The sequence below is a fragment of the Novosphingobium sp. genome (genome assembly GCF_041915465.1).
Lineage (GTDB): Bacteria > Pseudomonadota > Alphaproteobacteria > Sphingomonadales > Sphingomonadaceae > Novosphingobium.
On the sequence record NZ_JAYSBK010000059.1, the window covers coordinates 1 to 18,477 of the forward strand.

Here is an 18,477-nt window from a genome sequence, read left to right on the forward strand (position 1 = left end):
TCGTGCTCATCCCGCTGTGGCTGCAATCGGTGATCGGCTATTCGGCCAGCGAGAGCGGCCACGTGATGGCCTTCATCGGGGTTTTTGCGGTGCTGGTCGCCCCCCTCGCCAGCAAGGTGATGGAAAAAGTCGATCTTCGGATGTGTATCACCGGCGGCATGCTGTGGCTGGTGATGACCACGCTGCTGCGAACCCAGTGGTCGACCGACGGTTCGTTCTGGGATTTCAGCCTGCCACAATTGCTGCAAGGCTTCGGGATGCCGTTTTTCTTCATCGGCCTGATGACCTTCGCGCTATCCGCCATCCCGCCCAAGGAAACCGCCTCGGCCGCCGGGCTGCTCAGCTTCATGCGCACGATCAGCGGGGCGATCGGCACCGCGCTGTCAACCGCATTCTGGGACGATGCCTCCCGCCAGAGCCGCGACCAGATGGTTGGCACCCTTGGTGAAAACGCCAATGCCGCCGCCGCCAAACTTCAGGCCGCCGGCTATACCGAACCGCAGGCCCGCGCGATGATCGAACGGCTGGTCGATGCTCAATCCGCGACGGTGGGTGCAAGCCACGTCTTCTGGATGGCGGCCACCGTACTGTTTATCGCCGCATGGCTGCCATGGCTGGCCAAGCGCCCCAAGGTGCTGTTCAGCGGGGCTGCTCCGGCGCACTAGGTAGCGGCTCAATGCCATGCCCCGCAGCCTTGCGCCTCCGCCTTGGTGACGATCGCCAACCCAGGCTCGAGGCCCCGCGCAGAAGGGCTTTGAAGGTTTCCGCCCGGTTCTGTACGAGCACCGGCTTGGGTTACCTCAATCACCTCGCACTTGGCGTTCGCGCCCTGCAGCACGGATAAGGGCAGATCGTCAGGATTTTCGGACCGCCATGAATTATCGCCATTCCTTCCATGCCGGCAATAGCGCCGATGTCGTGAAGCACGCCCTGCTCATCGCCCTGGTGCGGGCGTTGCAGCTCAAAGAAAGCGCGCTGACCCTGATCGACACCCATGCCGGCTGCGGGCTGTACGACCTTCAGGGTGACGAGGCCGGGCGCACCGGCGAGTTCACGCAGGGCGTCCTGCGGGCCTTTGCCGACCCGAACCCCTTGCTGAACGACTACCGCGCCGCCGTACAGGCGGTGAACGCCGGGCCCGAGCCGCGCCTCTATCCCGGTTCGCCGCAGATCCTGGCGCAGCTGCTGCGCCCGCAGGACCTCCTGATCCTGAACGAAAAGCATCCTGAGGATGTCCATGAACTGCGCAGCGCGATGCGCGGCACTTGCGCTGCCGTGCACGAGCGCGACGCCTACGAATTCTGGCTAGCGATGGTGCCGCCCAGAACCCCTCGCGGCGTAGTGGTGGTCGACCCGCCTTACGAGCAGACGGACGAACGCGCCCGGATCACGGCCACCCTCGCGGCGGCGCAGCGCAAATGGGCGCACGGCGTGACGGTGATCTGGTACCCGCTAAAAGACCGCGCCGCCCATTCGCGCTGGAAGGACAAGCTGCGCCGGCTTGGCATCGCGAAATTCCTGACGGTGGAGCACTGGCTCTACGATCGCGATCAGCCCGGCATCTATAACGGCGCGGGCCTGTTTATCGTCAATCCGCCCTACGCCTTCACGCAGGCTCTGCCGCCGCTGCTCGAAGCCCTGCGCGCCGCGCTGGCGCCGGAGGGGCATCGTGGCGAGATCGCAGTCAGTTGGCTGGGCGATTGAACGCCCTTAAAGCGCCGCCGTGCTCATCCCCAGTTCCGGAATCCCGATCGAGCGGCGACCTTGGAAATCGGTGCGCACCACGATCAGGCCGCTCTTTTCAAGGTGCTCGATCAGCCGCCTGATCCGGCCCGACGAGCTGGTGCCATAGGCGCGGGCGAGGTCTTCATCATCGGGGCAGGGCGTGCCTTCCAGCGCGGCGCGGGCGATCAGCAGGAACGGGGCGAGCACATCGTCCTCCACCCGTGCGGCCAGCGCGGCCAGTGCGCTCCATTCGGGTGCGTCAGGATCGCCGATCCCGGCCACGGCATAGGCAAAGCGGCGGCGAAAGCGGGTAACGTCGCCCACGTGGGCGCCGATCCGCTGCATCCGGCAGCGCACGCTGAAATCCTGGAACAGCGAGGCCGCGCCCTGAAAGGTCGCGCCCTCCTCGCCCGCCATGTCGAGCATGATTTCGGAGAGGACCCTGCGCACTTCCTCTGGCGGGAGCGAGGGCGGCGCGGGGACGGAAGCGGCCTTGAACAGGTCTTCGCCGCCATCTGCCGCGTCCGCCGCGTCCTCTGTGCCCGCGAGTTCGAAATCGGCGATCTGGTTGAGCAGCTGGCCCGGATCGACCCGCACCTCATCCAGCGGCAGCGCAGGCGCGCGGCGTTCTTCTTCCTGCGGCTCGGCATGGAGCAGCGCGTGGAGTTCGTCGGCATCGGCGGTCGGCAGCGGCATCAACCCCTTGATCGAGGTGCGCGCCGAGGTGCGCACCGAACCGATCCGCACCGGCACCGCGCGGCGTGCAATTGCCGGACCAAGGCCGAGGAACTGCCCGCGTTCCAGATCGCGGATCTGCTCCGCCTGCCGCCGCTCCATCCCCAGCAGGTCCGCCGCGCGGGCCATGTCGATATCGAGGAAGGTGCGCCCCATCAGGAAGTTGCTCGCCTCGGCCGCGACATTCTTGGCGAGCTTCGCCAGCCGCTGCGTGGCGATAATCCCGGCGAGCCCGCGCTTGCGCCCGCGGCACATCACGTTGGTCATCGCGGCGAGCGAGACGCGCCGCACCTCGTCCGAAACGTCGCCGCCGGCGGCGGGCGCGAACATCTGCGCCTCGTCCACCACCACCACCACCGGGAACCACTGTTCGCGCGGGGCATCGAACAGGGCATTGAGGAAAATCGCGGCGCAGCGCATCTGCGCCTCGATCTCCAGCCCGTCGAGCGCTAGCACCACCGAGGCGCGGTGGCGGCGGATGCGCGTGGCGAGCTGCGCGATCTCCGCGCTGTCATAGGCCGCGCCATCGACCACCACATGGCCAAACGGTTCAGCCAGGGTGACGAAATCGCCCTCCGGGTCGATTACCACCTGCTGCACCAGCGGCGCGCTTTCTTCCAGCAATCGGCGCAGCAGGTGCGACTTGCCCGACCCGGAATTGCCCTGGACCAGCAGGCGGGTGGCCAGCAGTTCCTCGATATCCACGGATACAGGTTTGCCGTCGGGGGCGGTGCCGATAACGATTGATGCGCTCACGGCTTCGTCCTTTAGCCAGAGCGCCCCGCCCCTCAAACCGCGCCGGGCGGCTTATCCGCAGGCAAGACCCGACAAGAACGCCTCTTTCGCAGTTGCGAAAGGTTCCTGTGGTGCAAATCGCAATCTGGCGCTATGGGCGCTGCAAAGCCGCCGCCGGAGTCCCTGTGCAGGAATCCTCGCAGCGCTCTTGGCGTCCGGCAGGTGGTTGCGGACGTATTCCCGGCTACTGGCCCTACCCCCGGCCCAACGTTTGTGAGTTCAATGCCCTTTTCCGCTCTCCCCGCTTCGCTTGCCGCCGCGCTGACCGCGCGCGGTTACAGCGCCCCCACCCCTGTCCAGGCCGCCGTGATCGAGCCCGAGGCGATGGGCCGCGACCTGATCGTGTCTGCCCGCACCGGTTCGGGCAAGACGGTGGCCTTCGGCCTTGCCATGGGCGCGGCCCTCCTCGGCGAAGACGAACGCTTTGGCCCCGCCGGCGCCCCGCTGGCGCTGGTGATCGCGCCGACGCGCGAACTGGCGCTGCAGGTTAGCCGCGAACTCACCTGGCTGTTCGCCGGCAACGGCGCGGTGGTGACCACCTGCGTCGGCGGCATGGACCCTTCGCGCGAACGCCGCACGCTCTATCAGGGCGCGCACATCGTGGTCGGCACCCCGGGCCGCCTGCGCGACCATCTGGAGCGCGGCGCGCTTGACCTCTCGGCGCTGAAATTCGCGGTGCTCGATGAAGCGGACGAAATGCTCGACATGGGCTTCCGCGACGATCTGGAAGAACTGCTCGACGCAACGCCGGAAGGCCGCCGTACGCTGCTGTTCTCGGCCACCATGCCCAAGCCGATCGTGGCGCTGGCCAAGCGTTACCAGCAGGATGCGCTGCGCATTTCGACCGTTGGCGACGATCAGGGCCACGGCGACATTTCCTATCAGTGCGTCACCGTGTCCCCCTCGGACATCGAGAACGCGGTGATCAACCTGCTGCGCTTCCACGAGGCGGAAACCGCGATCCTGTTCTGCGCCACGCGTGACAATGTGCGCCACCTCCACGCCACGCTGGTCGAACGCGGGTTCGCCGCCGTCGCGCTGTCGGGCGAGCATAGCCAGAACGAGCGCAACCACGCGCTGCAGGCTCTGCGCGACAAGCGCGCGCGGGTTTGCGTCGCCACCGACGTCGCAGCGCGCGGGATCGACATCGCCTCCTTGAGCCTGGTGATCCACGTCGAGATCCCGCGCGATGCCGAAGCCTTGCAGCACCGCTCTGGCCGCACGGGCCGCGCAGGGAAAAAGGGCACCGCCGTGCTGATCGTGCCCTATCCGCGCCGCCGCCGGGTGGAAATGATGCTGCGCGGCGCGCGCATCCCGGCCGAATGGGGCGAAGTCCCCAGCGCCGAGGCGATCCGCGCGCAGGATCACGAACGCGTCATGGCCGCCCTGCTGGACGAAAGCGAAGTGGCCGAACCGAGCGAGGCCGAACTGGCGCTGGCCGCCCGACTGCTCGAACACAAGAGCGCCGAAGAGGTTGCCGTCGCCCTGGTCCGCGCCCATGCCAGCCGCCTGCCCCAGCCCGAGGACCTGATCGACCTTTCCGCCCAGCCGACCCGGCTCGACGCGCAGGGCCGGACGCGCGAGCAGCACCACCGCGAAGGGTTCGACGACGTGGTCTGGTTCCGCATGGACATCGGCCGCCGCCAGCGCGCCGATCCGCGCTGGATCCTGCCGCTGCTGTGCCGCCGCGGGCATATCACGCGCAACGAGATCGGCGCGATCCGCATTGCCGCCAACGAAACCTTCTTCCAGATCCCGCGCGCCATCGAAGCCCGCTTCCAGTCGGCGCTGGCCCGCACCGCCGTGCCCGGCGCCGAGGACGAGAGCGGGATCGCGATCGAACCTTCCGACGGCACCCCGCGCGAAGCGGCCCGTTCGAACGTGCGCACCAACGCCTACCAGCGCCGCCCCGCCCCCCAGCATGGTGAACGCAGTGACGGTCGCCGGGATGACCGGCGCGAGGATCGCCGCGAGGATCGCCCCGCCCCCTATCGCACCCCGGCGATGGAGCAGCGCCGCGAGGAAGCCCCCTCGCCCGAGGCAAAGCCCCGCGCCGCGCTGACCGTCCGCCCCTCCACCCCCGGCCGCGACGAGCGCGAAGGCGGCAAGCCCGCCTACAAGGGCAAGGGCGATTTCAAGAACAAGGACGGCTTCAAGGGCAAGCCTGGCTTCAAGGGCAAGTCGTTCGGTCCGCGTTCCGATGGCCCTCGCGGTCCGCATCGCGGCAAGGCGCCGCGCCCCCGGTGAGCCTGCAGATCCTCGTCGATGCCGATGCCTGCCCGGTAAAGGAAGAGATCTACAAGGTCGCCTTCCGCCTTGCTGTGCCGGTCATCGTCGTCAGCAATGCCCGGATCCGCCTGCCCGAACACCCGCTCATCTCCCGCGTGGTGGTGAGCGACGGGTTCGACGCCGCGGACGACTGGATTGCCGAGGCCTGCCATGCCGGCAGCGTGGTGGTGACCGCCGATATCCTGTTGGCAGACCGCTGCCTCAAGGCCGGGGGCACGGTGATCGCGCCCAATGGCAAGCCTTTCACCGCCAGTTCGATCGGCGGCGCGATTGCCACTCGTGCGATCATGGCCGACCTGCGTGCAGGCGGTGAAACGATGCTGAGCGGCGGAATCGGCGGCCCGCCCCCGTTCAGCAAGGCGGATCGCTCACGCTTCCTCTCCGCGCTCGACGAAGCCCTTGTGCGGCTCGCGCGGCGCGCTATCTGACCGGCCAATGTCCATGCCCGCAACCAACCTGCCGATCCGCGTTGCCGCGCTCTATCACTTCGCCCGTTTCGACGCGCCGGAGGAGTTGCGCGGGCCGCTGCTGGCCCTGTGCCAGAGCCAAGACATCAAGGGCACGCTGCTGCTCGCCCGCGAGGGGATCAACGGGACCATCGCGGGTAGCCCGGCCGGCATCGCCGCCGTGGTCGAACACGTGCGCGCCCTGCCCGGCTGCGCGGGGATCGAGGTCAAGTATTCCGCCGCGCCGGAATTGCCGTTCCACCGCATGAAAGTGCGCCTCAAGCGCGAAATCGTGACGATGGGCGAGCCGGACATCGATCCCCTCAGCGATGTCGGCCACTACGTTTCGCCGCATGACTGGAACGCGCTGATCAGCGATCCCGGCACGATCGTGATCGACACCCGCAACGATTACGAGGTTGCCATCGGCACCTTTGCGGGGGCGATTGACCCCAAGACCGCCAGCTTCCGCGAATTCCCCGCCTGGTTCCGTGCCGAGCGGGAACGCCTGCTGGGAAGCGGCACGCCGCCCAAGGTCGCGATGTTCTGCACCGGCGGGATCCGCTGCGAAAGGAGCACCGCTTTCCTGAAAGCAGAGGGAATCGACGAGGTCTATCACCTCAAGGGCGGGATCCTGAAGTATCTGGAAGACGTGCCTGCGGACCAGAGCCTGTGGCAGGGCGAATGCTTCGTCTTTGACGAGCGCGTCAGCGTCGGCCACGGCCTGATCCCCGGCCACTACGGCCTGTGCCGCGCCTGCCGCCTGCCGATCAGCGAGGAAGACCGCGCCTCTCCGCTTTACGAGGAAGGCGTCTCCTGCCCGGCCTGTCATGACACGCGCACCGAGGAACAGCGCGCGGGCTATCGCGAACGCCACCGGCAGGAACTGCTCGCGGCGAAGCGCGGCAAGAGCCACATCGGATCGCCATGCTGAACCTCAACAATATCACCGTCCGTCTTGGCGGGCGCACGATCATTGACGACGCCAGCACCCGCCTGCCCCCGCGCGGGCGGATCGGGCTGATCGGGCGCAACGGCGCGGGCAAGTCGACGCTGGTGCGGGTCATCACCGGGCTGCTCGACGCCGATGGCGGCAGCGTGGACATGCCGCGCGGCAGCCGGATCGGCTATATCGCCCAGGAAGCCCCGGCGGGCACCGCCACCCCGTTCGAAACCGTGCTCGCCGCCGACACCGAACGCGCCGCGCTGATGGCCGAGAGCGAAACCTGCGTCGATCCGCACCGGCTGGGCGACATTCACGAGCGCCTGATCGCCATCGACGCCCATTCCGCGCCGAGCCGTGCGGCGCGGATTCTCTCCGGCCTCGGCTTTGACGAGGAAGCGCAGGCCCGACCGCTCGACAGCTTTTCGGGCGGCTGGCGGATGCGCGTGGCGCTGGCCGCGCTGCTGTTTGCCCAGCCGGACCTGCTGGTGCTCGACGAACCGTCGAACCACCTCGACCTTGAAGCGGTGCTGTGGCTGGAGGACTTCCTCAAGTCCTATCCCGCGACGATCCTGCTGGTCAGCCACGAGCGCGATTTCCTGAACAACGTGGTCGATCACATCCTCCACCTGACAGGCGGCAAGCTGACGCTCTACCCCGGCGGCTACGACGCGTTTGAGCGCCAGCGCGCCGAGCGTCAGGCACAGATTGCCTCGGCCCGCGCCAAGCAGCAGGCCGAGCGCGAGCGGCTGCGCGAATATGTCGCGCGCAATTCGGCCCGTGCGTCCACCGCCAAGCAGGCCCAGTCACGCGCCAAGGCGCTGGCCAAGCTGCAACCCATCGCCGAGCTGATCGACGATCCGTCGCTGAGCTTCGATTTCCCCAGCCCCGACGAACTGCGCCCGCCACTGATTACGCTCGACATGGCAAGCGTCGGCTATGGCGACACGCCGGTGCTGAGCCGCCTCAACCTCAGGATCGACCCGGACGAGCGGATCGCCCTTTTGGGCCGCAACGGCAACGGCAAGACCACGCTGGCCCGCCTGCTGGCGGCGCAATTGTCACCGATGGACGGCGCGATGAACGCCTCGGGCCGGATGAAGGTGGGTTACTTTACCCAGTACCAGGTCGAGGAACTCGACGCGAGCCACACCCCCTTGCAGCACATGACCATGCTGATGCCCGGTGCAAACCCGGCGGCGGTGCGCGGGCAACTGGGGCGGTTCGGCTTTTCCGGCCCCAAGGCGACAACCGAGGTGGGCAAGCTTTCGGGCGGCGAGCGGGCGCGGCTGGCGCTGGCGCTGATCACCCGCGATGCGCCGCACCTGCTGATCCTCGACGAGCCGACCAACCACCTCGACGTCGATGCGCGCGAGGCGCTGATCCAGGCGCTGAACGGCTATGGCGGCGCGGTGCTGATCGTCAGCCACGACCGCCATATGCTGGAAATGACCGCCGACCGGCTGGTGCTGGTCGATCGCGGCACGGCGAAGGACTTCGACGGCTCGATCGACGATTACATCGCCTTCGTGCTGGCGAAGGACCCCGCGCCTGCGAAGGGCGAGGCCAAGGCCGTCGTAAACAAGAAAGATCAGCGCCGCGCCAACGCCGAGGCCCGCGAAAAGGGCCAGGCGCTGCGCAAGGAAGCCAAGGCGGCCGAAGCCGAACTGGAACGCCAGACCAGGCTGCTGAGCGCCATCGACCAGGCCATGTTCGATCCCGCCAAGGCCGACAAGGCGCTGGCGAACCTGACCATGACCGACTTGATGAAGCGCCGCGCCAGCGTTCAGAAGGCGATCGAGGAGGCCGAGCTCAAGTGGCTTGAGGCCAGCGAAGCGCTCGAGGCGATTTCCGCCGACTGATCCCGCGGCGTCGGCGCGTTCGGACACATTGCTCCAATTTGCATTCAATACGCTCACGCACCCAGCCCGCCACCGCGCAGCGATCGACTGCTGCTATCGTCGTCTTATGAACTGCAAAAGCAGTCGGCTCCGCAGGTTCGGCGGCCTTGCCCATGCTGTGGCAGCTGTCGCTCCGGGACATTTTGAATACGATTCATGCAAGTTGGCGATTGCGAGCGGATCGCGGTCGGCCTATCGCCTGGGCTGATGTTTGGGGAACTGCGCGAAGTACCATGAGCAAAGCTGTCGAAGATGCCTATGCCGCGATCCGTGAAGGCATTGTCAGTGGCCGCTATCCGCAAGGCTCGCACATCACCGCGCAGCAGCTGGCCGAAGCAAGCGGCCTCAGCCGAACCCCGGTGCGCGAAGCGATGCGCCGGCTCGATGCCGAAGGGCTGGTCAAGCTGATCCCAAACCGCGGCGCCTTCGTGGCGCGCTGGACCCGCACCGAGATCGAGCAGATCTATGAACTGCGAATCCTGCTCGAAGCTTTTGCCGCGCAGGTTGCGGCCGAGCGCGCCTCGGACGAACAGATCGCCAACCTGCGCGCACTAGCCGATGAAATGACCGCGGCGGTCAATCAGACGCCGCTTGACCATGCCGCGGTCGCCCAGATCAACAGCAGCTTTCACCGCGCAGTGCTTGAAGCCGGGGGCAACTCGCGGCTGCGCGAACTGATCGGTTCGCTCACCGAAATGCCGCTCGTGCTGGTCACGTTCCGCAACTATTCGCAGGACGAACTGCGCCGCAGCGCGATCCAGCACAGCGAACTGGTCGACGCGATTGCGGCGCGCGATGGCGGCTGGGCCCACGCCGTGATGACCGCGCACATCCGTTCCGCCCGCCAGACCCTGATGCGCGGCACCGCAGACTGAGCGCGCGGCGCCAGCCTCAGCTCAAGGCTTCGAGGACCGGCGCCAGGCTGTCCAGCAACACCGCTGGCCGATCACGCGCGGGCAGATTGGCGTCGCTTGCCATGATCCCGGTCTTCATGCCCACCGAAAGCGCTCCGGCGGAATTGGCCATGCGCATTTCGAGACCCGGATCGTCACCCACCACGACCATGTCCTTAAGGGCCGAGCGCGGCAGCCCCATGACCGCGCGCGCCGTATCGAGCGCCACGCGCGAAGGCTTGCCCAGCACGCTGGGGCGCTTGCCGGTCATCGATGTCAGCATGGCGTTGATCGCAAAGCTGGAGCCAATCGCCCGGCCTGTCGCAGTGGCAAAGAACGGCACGTTGCTGGCGGTCAGCAGCCGCGCGCCGTTCCACAGCGAATGACAGGCGGCCTCAAGCGCGGCGAAATCGAATTCGCGGAACCAGCCGGTATAGACCGCCTCCACCCGTTCCGCCTCGTCCGCAGGGCCGACCACATCCAGCCCGGCTTCGACCAGCGGCGCGGCGCAGCCAGCGTTACCGAGCACGCGGATCCGGCCCACGCCCTGCTTTACCAGCCACCCGGCAGCCGATGACGAAGGGGTGAGCATCTGCGCGTCCTCCACCGGGAAGCCGGCGGCGCGCAGCGATGCGGCATAGGCGGCGGGGGGCTTGGCCGTGCCATTGGTGAAGACCACATAGGGCCGCCCCTGCGCCTTCAGCGTCTCCAGCAGCGCGACCGCGTGCGGCAGCGCCTTGTGACCGCCGCTGGCCGCATCGCCCAGCGCGATGGTCCCGTCCATGTCGAAGACAAAGCCCGAGGCTCCGCGCAGGCGGGCCGTAACGTCGGAAGAAAGGGTCAAGCAGAAGCTCCGGCATGGAGGGCAAGGCGAAATCCGGCGCGTTCGACCACGATGTCGCGGGCTTGCGGGCGGGCGGCGAGTTGGCGCAGGAGTGACAGGATCGGCGCGGCCTGCGGCGAATAGCCGGTGCGCGAGGGGCGCGCGGCCAGCATGGCGTCAACCTGCTCGCCCGGCATCACCGCGCGCAGCAGGAATTCCTCGTCGGGCATATTCGCGCCGAACTGGCGCTTGAGATCGCCCAGCGCCGGGAAATCCGGCTCGTTTTCCAGTTCGCGGGCGCGCGGGCGGTCCATGATCGCGGCCAGAATCGCCGGGTCGATCGGCGAAGTCGGCTTGCCGAACTTGCCCAGGCAATAGCGGATCACCTGGTCCGACACCTGCGCATAGCGGTGCGTGCCGATCACGTTGAACAGGGCCTGGCTCATGACCATCTGCGGGAACGGCGTGACCATGATCGGATAGCCCAGTTCCGCGCGGACCTGTTCGGTTTCCTCGATCACCGCGCCCAGCCGGTCAGCCAGACCCAGTTCCTCGAGCTGGCGGGCCGTGGTGGTCATCACCCCGCCCGCGATCTGGTGGCGCAGGAAGCTGGCATCGAAGTTCTGCGGACGACCCGGCGGCAGGCCTTCGGCGGCGGCCACACGGCTCCAGTAGGTGGAGAGCCGCGCCAGCGCCGAGGGATCGAGATCGACCGAATGGCCGGCCTCTTCAAGGTTGGCCAGCATCCGCCCCGCTTCGGGCAGCGAGGAACCGTCTCCGCCCGGCCCGACGCCGACGTGGATCGCCGAAATGCCAAGCTTCGCCGCCTCGAGGCTGGAGAACATCCCCTGCCCGATGGTGGTGTGGGCATGGATTTCGAGCGGGCGATTGCCGATTGCGGCCTTCACCGCCGGGGCCAACGTACGCACCCGGTCAACTGAGAGCAGGCCCGAAGGGTCCTTGATATAAAACAGGTCGATATCCGGGCTCTGCGCCACGGCGCGGGCAAAGTCGGCATAGAACTTGTCGGTGTGGACTTCCGACAGGGTGAAGGTCAGCGCGCACATCGTCTCGGCGCTGCCCTCTTCCTTGACCAGCTTGGCCGCCTCGATCACGGCGGGCACTTCGTGCATCGGATCGAGCAGCACGAAGCGGCCGATGCCATTGGCCTGCAGCGCGCGGTAAACAAGGCGCATGAATTCGGGATCGGCCTGCTGCCAGGCGATGAAGCGCAGCCCCGTGGTGATGAACTGCAGTGGCGTGCCGGGCATCGCCGCGTGCATCCGGCGGATGCGCTCCCACGGGTCGTTCTGGAAGTACCGCACGGCCACCGCCATGTGGCTCGACGAGGTAAAATCGACCGCACGGAAGCCGCAGGCCTCGGTCAAGGCAGCAGCCTGCAGCATATGCGCGGTATCGAGGCCGGTGGCGCCCCACAGGCTCTGGTTGCCATCGCGCATGGTGACATCGACGAGTTTAAGCGAGGTCATGCAGGTGCTCCCCAGTAGCCAGCAAGGAAGCCGGTATCGACCCCGCCCGCGACAAAGCGCGGATCGGCGGCGATGCGGCGGTGCAGCGGCGCGGTGGTGGGCATCCCCTCGATGGTCAGGCTCGCCAGCGCGCGCTCCAGTCGGGCAACGGCCTCTTCGCGCGTCGCGCCGTGGACGATCAGCTTGCCCATCAGCGAATCATAGAACGGCGGCACTTCGCCCCCGGCGGCGATATGGGTATCGACCCGCACACCCGGCCCGGCAGGCCATGCCGCGCGGATCACGCGGCCGGGCGCGGGGCGGAAATCAGCGTCGGGATCTTCGGCGTTGATCCGCACTTCGATGGCGTGACCATTGGGGCGGACCATCGCCTGCGTCAGCCCCAGCGGCTTGCCGGACGCGACGAGCAATTGCTGTTCCACCAGATCGACCCCGGTGATCGCCTCGGTGACCGGATGTTCGACCTGGATGCGGGCGTTGAGTTCGAGGAAATAGAACGAGAAATCGGTGGCATCGACAAGGAATTCCGCCGTCCCTGCCCCGCGATAGCCGAGGTGGCGGGCCAGGCGCACCGCCGCGTCCTCGATGGCGGCGCGCTTGTCGAGCGGCATGGCGGGAGCCGGAGCCTCTTCCACCAGCTTCTGGAACCGGCGCTGGATCGAACAGTCGCGCGTGCCAAGGTGGATCGCGCTGGTGCCATCGCCGAGCAGCTGCACTTCGACATGGCGGCCGCGCGCAACGAAGCGTTCGACATAGACCGCGGCATTGCCGAACGCTGCCTGGGCTTCGGCCTGCGCCATGTCGAGCGCAGCGTCCAGGTCTTCGGCGCGGTCAACCCGGCGCATCCCCTTGCCGCCACCCCCGGCCACGGCTTTCAGCAGCAGCGGATAGCCGGTTTCGGCGGCGCGCGTGTGAATGTCCTCGCGGGTCTGCGCCTCGCCGCCCGGCAGCACTGGCAGGCCGGCTTCCACCGCGATGCGGCGCGCGGCGAGCTTGTCACCCATCGCCTCGAGCGTGGTCACGTCCGGACCGACCAGCGTCAGTCCAGCCGCCGTCAGCGCGCGGGCAAAGTCGGCGTTTTCCGACAGGAAACCATAGCCCGGATGCACCGCGTCGCACCCGGCCTTGAGCGCCGCGCCAACCACCCGGTCAATCACGAGATAGCCTTGCGATGACGGCGCTGGGCCGACAATTGCCACTTCGTCCGCCAGCCTCGCGGGCAGCGAATTGGCATCGGCCTCCGACGCGCCAAGCACCGTGGTTATGCCCATCCGGCGCGCGGTGCGGATTACCCGCAGCGCAATCTCGCCCCGGTTAGCGATGAACAGGCGTTTGATCGGCATTGCGCTCATGCCAGCCGCAGCAGGACTTCGCCCTTGGCGACCATCGTCGCGTTGGGCACCACGATTTCGGCCACGGTGCCGCTGCGTCCGGCGTGGACGGGATTCATCAGCTTCATCGTCTCGACAATGCCGACCACGGTTTCCGGCCCCACTGCATCGCCAACCGCCACAAACGGCGGCGCACCGGGCTGCGGGGCGTGGTAGAAGGTGCCGGGCAGCGGGGCGCAGATCGCGTCGGGATCGACCACTTCGTCGGCAGTAACCGCACTCTCCAAGGCAGCGCCCGCGCCGGCCCATTCCCATTCCTGGGTAAAGCCCGCGTCGGCTCCGTCGCCGCGCGCGATGCGCAGGCGGAACTGGCGGGTGGCAATATCGACCTCGCGGTATTGCGAGGCATCGAGGATCGCGACGATTTCGGCGACGTCCTCGGCGGTCAGGGGAAGATCTTCGGTCATTTCGCTGCCAGCATTTCGCGCGCCGCCGCGATGATCGCGTCGGCAAAGGCCTTGTCGTTGAAGTGGGCATCAACCGCCGTCACCGGTACTTCGGCCGGGACGACCTGACGCAGGTATTCGGCAAAGGGACCGGGCAGGCTTTCGTCCATCAGGTGGCCATAAGGGCTGTCGTGGTTGGAAAAGCCCTTGAGCGGCGTGAACACCCGCACCGGGCCGTTCGCCTGCCTGATGTTCGCCGCCAGGTGATCGGCCAGCCGCTTGAGGTCTTCGGTACCGGTGCGCACGGCGGTGAGCTGGGGGTTGTGCTCGTGATAGCGGCGCCCGGGGAACTGTTCGCGCGCGGAATCGATCGGCCCACCGATGATGAAGTCCGCATTGCCGGGCGCGATGATCGTCGGCACGCCCTTGCGCAGCGCCGGCAGGCCCCGGTCTGGGCCGGTATCGGCCAGCCCGCCGTGGATGTGGTCCATGATCTCGGTCACCGAGAGATCGAGCACCAGGGCGGTATCGCGATCCTGCGCCAGCCCGTCGAGCGTCGGCCCGCCCGCGCCCGAGGAGTGGAACACCATCACCTCGCAGCCGTCCGCTTCCAGCGCCTGCCGGATCGGTTTGACGCAGGCCTCGGTCGTGCCGAGCGTGGTGATCAGCACCAGCGGCTTGCCCGCCGGGGTGTCGGGATCATAGCCCTTGGCCATGCCCGCCACGGCGTTGGCGGCATTGCGCAGCACGAAGCTGCTGATCGAATTGATGCCCGAAATGTCGGTCACCGCGTTCATCATCGCGATGTCCTTCACCCCGATATAGGGCTGGGTGAAGCCCGAGGCCATGGTCGAGACGATCAGCTTGGGCAGGCCATAGGGCATCGACTGCATCAGCGCCCCGGCCAGTGCCGACCCCATCGAACCGCCCACGGCGAGGATTCCGGAAAGCGGATCGCGCGCGTGCCAAGCCTGGGCAGCAGCGACGCTGCCCTTGATCATCACCTCGTGGATGCGGCCTTCATGGCCAAGCGCACGAACCGCTTCGATGGTCGTTCCGGCAGCCTTGGCAACATCTTCGGGCGAGATTTCCGCGCCGCCAACGGTGCGTCGCACGCTGGGATCGAGGTGCACCACCCGCACCCCGGCGCCTTCCAGTACCTGGCGGACAAAGCGCGCTTCCTCTTCCTTGGTGTCCTGGGTGCAGACCAGCATGACGCTGGGCAGGCCGGTGTGTTCGCTCATCGTTTTCCTCTCCGCTTGACCCAAAGCTGCGACAAGGCGGTTGACTTTGCACCTGCCTTTCGAAAGCTTGCGTTGCACGAGGTGAAATTCAGATCATGCGAGATCGCAAGGTAAAGACTGTCCGTTCGCTCGAACGCGGACTCGACGTGCTGCTGGAAGTCCATGCGCGCCGGGCCGTTAGCCTGCACGAGTTGCACGAGGCGGTGGGCCTGCCCAAGGCAACCCTGCTGCGGATGCTCAAGACGCTCGGCAACAAGGGGCTGGTGTGGCAGCGCCTGGCCGACGGGGCCTATCTGCCCAATGTCAGCGCGGTCATCCGCGCGCAGACTTCCACTATCGAGCGCCTTGGCGAAATCGCATCGGCACACATGAAGGAATTGAGCGACAAGGTGGCCTGGCCCTCGGTCCTGGCCGTACCGCGCCTTGATCACATGGAGATCATCGAGACCAACAGCCCGCTGTTCCGGCTCGACGCGACGACACTGGGACCGGTCGGCGTCAAGCTGTCCTACGTCCACACGGCAACCGGCCGGGCCTATCTCGCCGCTTGCGGCGATGCCGAGCGCGATGCGATTATCGATCGCCTGCGGCCGGCCGATGCAAGTGAAACCAGCGAGGCGGAACTTCGCGCAATTCTCGATTCTGTGCGCCAGCGTGGCTATGCCACCCGCGATCCGCTGCATTCCTGGCAAGACCGCTCGAAGCAGCTCGTGCTGCGCGATGGCCGCCGTTCGATGGGCGTGGCGATCATGGTGGCGGGCGCGCCCGTCGCCTCGATCAATATCACCTGGTCGGCGCGGCGCGGAGCGGACGAAGGGGTAATCGCGCGCCACCTGGGCGCCTTGCAGGCCACTGCCCGCAAGATCGGAAGTCAGCTGGCGCACGGTGAGAGATAAGTTTCACCATGTGAAATTTGTATGTACAGCTAATTATCTCTAGCTTCCGCATCGGCAATGATGCCAGCGGAAAGAGGGGATGCACAACGATGCGCCAATGGATTGTCCGCAAGGGTTCGATCTCGCTCGACGGGTTGGAACTGCGCGACGTAAGCGAGCCGGAAGTCGGCCCTGGCGACGTCAAGGTGCGCGTGCGGGCCTGCTCGCTCAATTTCCGTGACCAGATCATTCCGCTCGGCGCCTATATGGGCGGCGCGGTCGATCGCGATACGGTGCCACTGTCGGACGGAGCGGGCGAAGTCGTTGCAGTTGGCGCGGGCGTCACCAGCGTCAAAGTGGGGGACCGGGTCGCCGGGATCTTCTTTCAGGACTGGATGGACGGCCCAGCGAACCCGCGCGCGGGCGATGCGCTGGGCGCGCCGCCGGCCCAGGGCATGCTGCAGGACTATGTCGTGCTGCCCGAACGCGGCGTGGTGCAGATCGCCAAGAGCCTGAGCTTCGAGGAAGCCGCCTGCCTGCCCTGCGCCGGGGTCACCGCCTGGAACGCGCTGATGGAAGGACCGCGCCCCGTGAAGGCGGGCGAGCGTGTGCTGGTGCTCGGCACCGGCGGCGTCTCGCTGCTGGCGCTGCAGATCGCGAAGGCCGCCGGGGCGCGGGTGATCGCGACATCCTCGTCGGACGCGAAGCTTGAGCGCGTGAAGCAGCTCGGCGCGGACGATGTGATCAATTACCGCGACGTGCCCGCCTGGGGTGCCGAGGCCGCACGGCTTTCGGGCGGCGGGGTCGAACACGTGGTCGAAGTGGGCGGCGCGGGAACGCTGGCGCAGAGCATCGCGGCGGTCGGCTTCAACAGCGAAATCGCGCTGATCGGCGTGCTCACCCGCCAGGGCGATACCAGCCCGCACGGCCTGATGTTCAAGGGTTCGTGGATCCGCGGGATCTTCGTCGGCTCGAAGGGGATGGCGCAGCGGCTGGGCACCTTCATTGACACGCACGGGATCAAGCCAGTCATCGATCGCACTTTCGACATCGAGCAAGCGCTCGACGCGTGGCGCTACCAGTCGTCACCGGACCTGTTTGGCAAGGTCGTGATCACGCTTTGAAAAAGGAGCAGGTTCGTGCCGCAAGAAGCTCATAATACACGAACTTCCTCGAAGATTTTGCCAGTCCTTCGGGACTGTTGGCGCGGCCGGGGCGGTTAAGGCCGTCCCGGCGGCTGCCAACTGAATAACGAAAACACAGGTGGGGAGAACAAGGATGAACGGAGGCCAGCGCCTCACAGGACGGTACCAGGCGTGGGTCGTGGGGCTGCTCAGCCTCAATTTCGGCATCCTGTTCTTCGATCGCAACGCGCTCAATTTCCTGATGCCCTTCGTCCAGCCCGACCTCCACCTCAGCAACACGCAGGTCGGCACGCTGAGTTCGGCTCTCTCGCTGACCTGGGCGCTGTCGGGCTTTGCGGTCGGGCGGCTGTCGGACAAGCTCGGTTCGAAAAAACCGGTGATCGTGCTGGCCACGATTGCCTTTTGCCTGTGCTCGTTCGTCTCGGGCGTCGCAACGTCATTCATCATGCTGCTCGGCGCGCGTCTGCTGATGGGCGCGGCCGAAGGCGGCGTCATGCCCGTCAGCCACGCGATGATCGTCAGCGAAGTCGCCCCCGAACAGCGCGGCCTGGCGATGGGCGTGGCGCAGAACCTTGGTTCGAACCTGCTCGGCTCGGGCCTCGCGCCGATCGTTCTGGTGCCGATCGCGGTGGCCTATGGCTGGCGTGAAGGGTTCTATCTCGCCGCCGTGCCGGGCCTGATCTCGGCTGCGATCATCTGGTTCACCCTGCGCGAACCGCCCAAGGACGCTGACGAGGAAGCCCATCCGGCCGTCACGCTGCGCGACGCCTTCCGGCACCGCAATGTCGTGCTGTGCTCGCTGATTTCGATCCTGCTGGTGTCCTACCTGGTCGTCTGTTGGACCTTCATGCCGCTTTACCTCACCAAGTCGCGGACCTTTGATCCCGAGACCATGGGCTGGCTCATGGCAACACTCGGCATTTCGGCCGGGATCGGCAGCTTTGTCGTCCCGGCGATTTCCGACGCGATCGGACGGCGTCCGGTACTGGCCTTCTTCTCGTTCCTGGGGGTAATCCTGCCGCTCGGAGCACTGTATTTCCAGGGTTCGGTCTGGATCCTGGCCGCGATCTTCTTCTTCGGCTGGGCGCTCAACGGCGTGTTCCCGCTGTTCATGGCGACGATCCCGGCGGAATCCGTCGATCCGCGCCTCACCGCCACACTGACCGGGCTGGTGATGGGCACCGGCGAAGTGCTGGGCGGCGTGCTCAGCCCCTTCGCGGCGGGCGGGCTGGCCGACGTTTTCGGACTGACCGCCCCGTTGTGGCTGATGCTGGGCCTGACCATCGGAGCCGGCGCGCTTTCGCTCGGGCTGGTCGAATCCGCCCCCAAGGTGCTCGCCCGCCGCGCAGCCAAGGCGGCTGGAGGACAAGGCTGAACTTTCGCGACTGGCCCATCT

16 protein-coding genes are annotated in these 18,477 nt (G+C 67.0%); 10 read left to right on the forward strand and 6 right to left on the reverse strand.

Annotation, left to right across the window (positions count from 1 at the left end; translation table 11 throughout):
* Both ACE3SN_RS10950 and ACE3SN_RS10955 read left to right on the forward strand, forming a co-directional pair.
* Positions 1-665 (forward strand): MFS transporter (locus tag ACE3SN_RS10950; RefSeq protein ID WP_374529935.1); only part of this gene is annotated, 665 nt, incomplete at its 5' end.
* A gap of 208 nt (positions 666-873) precedes the next feature.
* Positions 874-1,704, forward strand: coding sequence for a 23S rRNA (adenine(2030)-N(6))-methyltransferase RlmJ (locus ACE3SN_RS10955; RefSeq protein ID WP_374529936.1), 831 nt, complete (start codon positions 874-876; stop codon positions 1,702-1,704).
* Between the two features lie 6 nt (positions 1,705-1,710).
* Here ACE3SN_RS10955 and ACE3SN_RS10960 read toward each other — a convergent pair whose 3' ends face one another.
* Positions 1,711-3,216 carry a helicase HerA domain-containing protein gene (locus ACE3SN_RS10960; protein ID WP_374529938.1) on the reverse strand — a complete coding sequence of 502 codons (1,506 nt, stop codon included), beginning with the start codon at positions 3,214-3,216 and terminating at the stop codon, positions 1,711-1,713.
* Positions 3,217-3,477: 261 nt separating this feature from the next.
* Between ACE3SN_RS10960 and ACE3SN_RS10965 the strand changes: the two genes are divergently transcribed.
* The 5 genes from ACE3SN_RS10965 to ACE3SN_RS10985 all read left to right on the forward strand — a co-directional run bounded on the left by ACE3SN_RS10965 (position 3,478) and on the right by ACE3SN_RS10985 (position 9,709).
* Positions 3,478-5,502: a DEAD/DEAH box helicase gene (locus tag ACE3SN_RS10965; protein ID WP_374529940.1), complete on the forward strand. Its 2,025-nt coding sequence runs from the start codon at positions 3,478-3,480 to the stop codon at positions 5,500-5,502.
* Between the two features lie 2 nt (positions 5,503-5,504).
* Complete coding sequence (locus ACE3SN_RS10970) at positions 5,505-5,972, forward strand: YaiI/YqxD family protein (protein ID WP_374529962.1); 468 nt, start codon at positions 5,505-5,507, stop codon at positions 5,970-5,972.
* Between the two features lie 13 nt (positions 5,973-5,985).
* On the forward strand, positions 5,986-6,924 hold the full coding sequence (locus ACE3SN_RS10975) for a rhodanese-related sulfurtransferase (RefSeq protein ID WP_374529964.1): 939 nt from the start codon (positions 5,986-5,988) through the stop codon (positions 6,922-6,924).
* The gene (locus ACE3SN_RS10980; protein WP_374529942.1) at positions 6,918-8,795 is read left to right on the forward strand and encodes an ABC-F family ATP-binding cassette domain-containing protein; all 1,878 of its coding nucleotides are present in this window, start codon (positions 6,918-6,920) and stop codon (positions 8,793-8,795) included. Before ACE3SN_RS10975 ends, ACE3SN_RS10980 begins: the two co-directional genes overlap by 7 nt.
* A gap of 272 nt (positions 8,796-9,067) precedes the next feature.
* Positions 9,068-9,709, forward strand: a complete 642-nt coding sequence (locus ACE3SN_RS10985) for a GntR family transcriptional regulator (RefSeq protein WP_374529944.1) — start codon at positions 9,068-9,070, stop codon at positions 9,707-9,709.
* A 16-nt stretch (positions 9,710-9,725) separates the two neighbouring features.
* Here ACE3SN_RS10985 and ACE3SN_RS10990 read toward each other — a convergent pair whose 3' ends face one another.
* The 5 genes from ACE3SN_RS10990 to ACE3SN_RS11010 are packed head-to-tail and all read right to left on the reverse strand — an operon-like array spanning position 9,726 to position 15,061.
* A complete protein-coding gene (locus tag ACE3SN_RS10990) occupies positions 9,726-10,571 on the reverse strand; it encodes an HAD-IIA family hydrolase (RefSeq protein WP_374529946.1) in 846 nt (281 codons plus the stop codon).
* Positions 10,568-12,040 (reverse strand): biotin carboxyl carrier protein, encoded by a 1,473-nt coding sequence (locus ACE3SN_RS10995; RefSeq protein ID WP_374529948.1) that lies wholly within the window; start codon positions 12,038-12,040, stop codon positions 10,568-10,570. Before ACE3SN_RS10995 ends, ACE3SN_RS10990 begins: the two co-directional genes overlap by 4 nt.
* The gene (locus ACE3SN_RS11000; RefSeq protein WP_374529949.1) at positions 12,037-13,383 is read right to left on the reverse strand and encodes an acetyl/propionyl/methylcrotonyl-CoA carboxylase subunit alpha; all 1,347 of its coding nucleotides are present in this window, start codon (positions 13,381-13,383) and stop codon (positions 12,037-12,039) included. Before ACE3SN_RS11000 ends, ACE3SN_RS10995 begins: the two co-directional genes overlap by 4 nt.
* 5 nt (positions 13,384-13,388) lie before the next feature.
* Positions 13,389-13,838, reverse strand: coding sequence for an acetyl-CoA carboxylase biotin carboxyl carrier protein subunit (locus ACE3SN_RS11005; protein ID WP_374529951.1), 450 nt, complete (start codon positions 13,836-13,838; stop codon positions 13,389-13,391).
* The gene (locus ACE3SN_RS11010) at positions 13,835-15,061 is read right to left on the reverse strand and encodes a Tm-1-like ATP-binding domain-containing protein (RefSeq protein ID WP_374529953.1); all 1,227 of its coding nucleotides are present in this window, start codon (positions 15,059-15,061) and stop codon (positions 13,835-13,837) included. The genes ACE3SN_RS11005 and ACE3SN_RS11010 overlap by 4 nt, the downstream gene beginning before the upstream one ends.
* A gap of 95 nt (positions 15,062-15,156) precedes the next feature.
* Between ACE3SN_RS11010 and ACE3SN_RS11015 the strand changes: the two genes are divergently transcribed.
* The 3 genes from ACE3SN_RS11015 to ACE3SN_RS11025 all read left to right on the forward strand — a co-directional run bounded on the left by ACE3SN_RS11015 (position 15,157) and on the right by ACE3SN_RS11025 (position 18,456).
* Positions 15,157-15,957, forward strand: coding sequence for a helix-turn-helix domain-containing protein (locus tag ACE3SN_RS11015; RefSeq protein WP_374529956.1), 801 nt, complete (start codon positions 15,157-15,159; stop codon positions 15,955-15,957).
* An 89-nt stretch (positions 15,958-16,046) separates the two neighbouring features.
* Positions 16,047-17,060, forward strand: coding sequence for an NAD(P)-dependent alcohol dehydrogenase (locus ACE3SN_RS11020; protein ID WP_374529958.1), 1,014 nt, complete (start codon positions 16,047-16,049; stop codon positions 17,058-17,060).
* 154 nt (positions 17,061-17,214) lie between these two features.
* Positions 17,215-18,456: an MFS transporter gene (locus ACE3SN_RS11025; protein WP_374529960.1), complete on the forward strand. Its 1,242-nt coding sequence runs from the start codon at positions 17,215-17,217 to the stop codon at positions 18,454-18,456.
* The last annotated feature ends 21 nt before the right edge of the window (positions 18,457-18,477 follow it).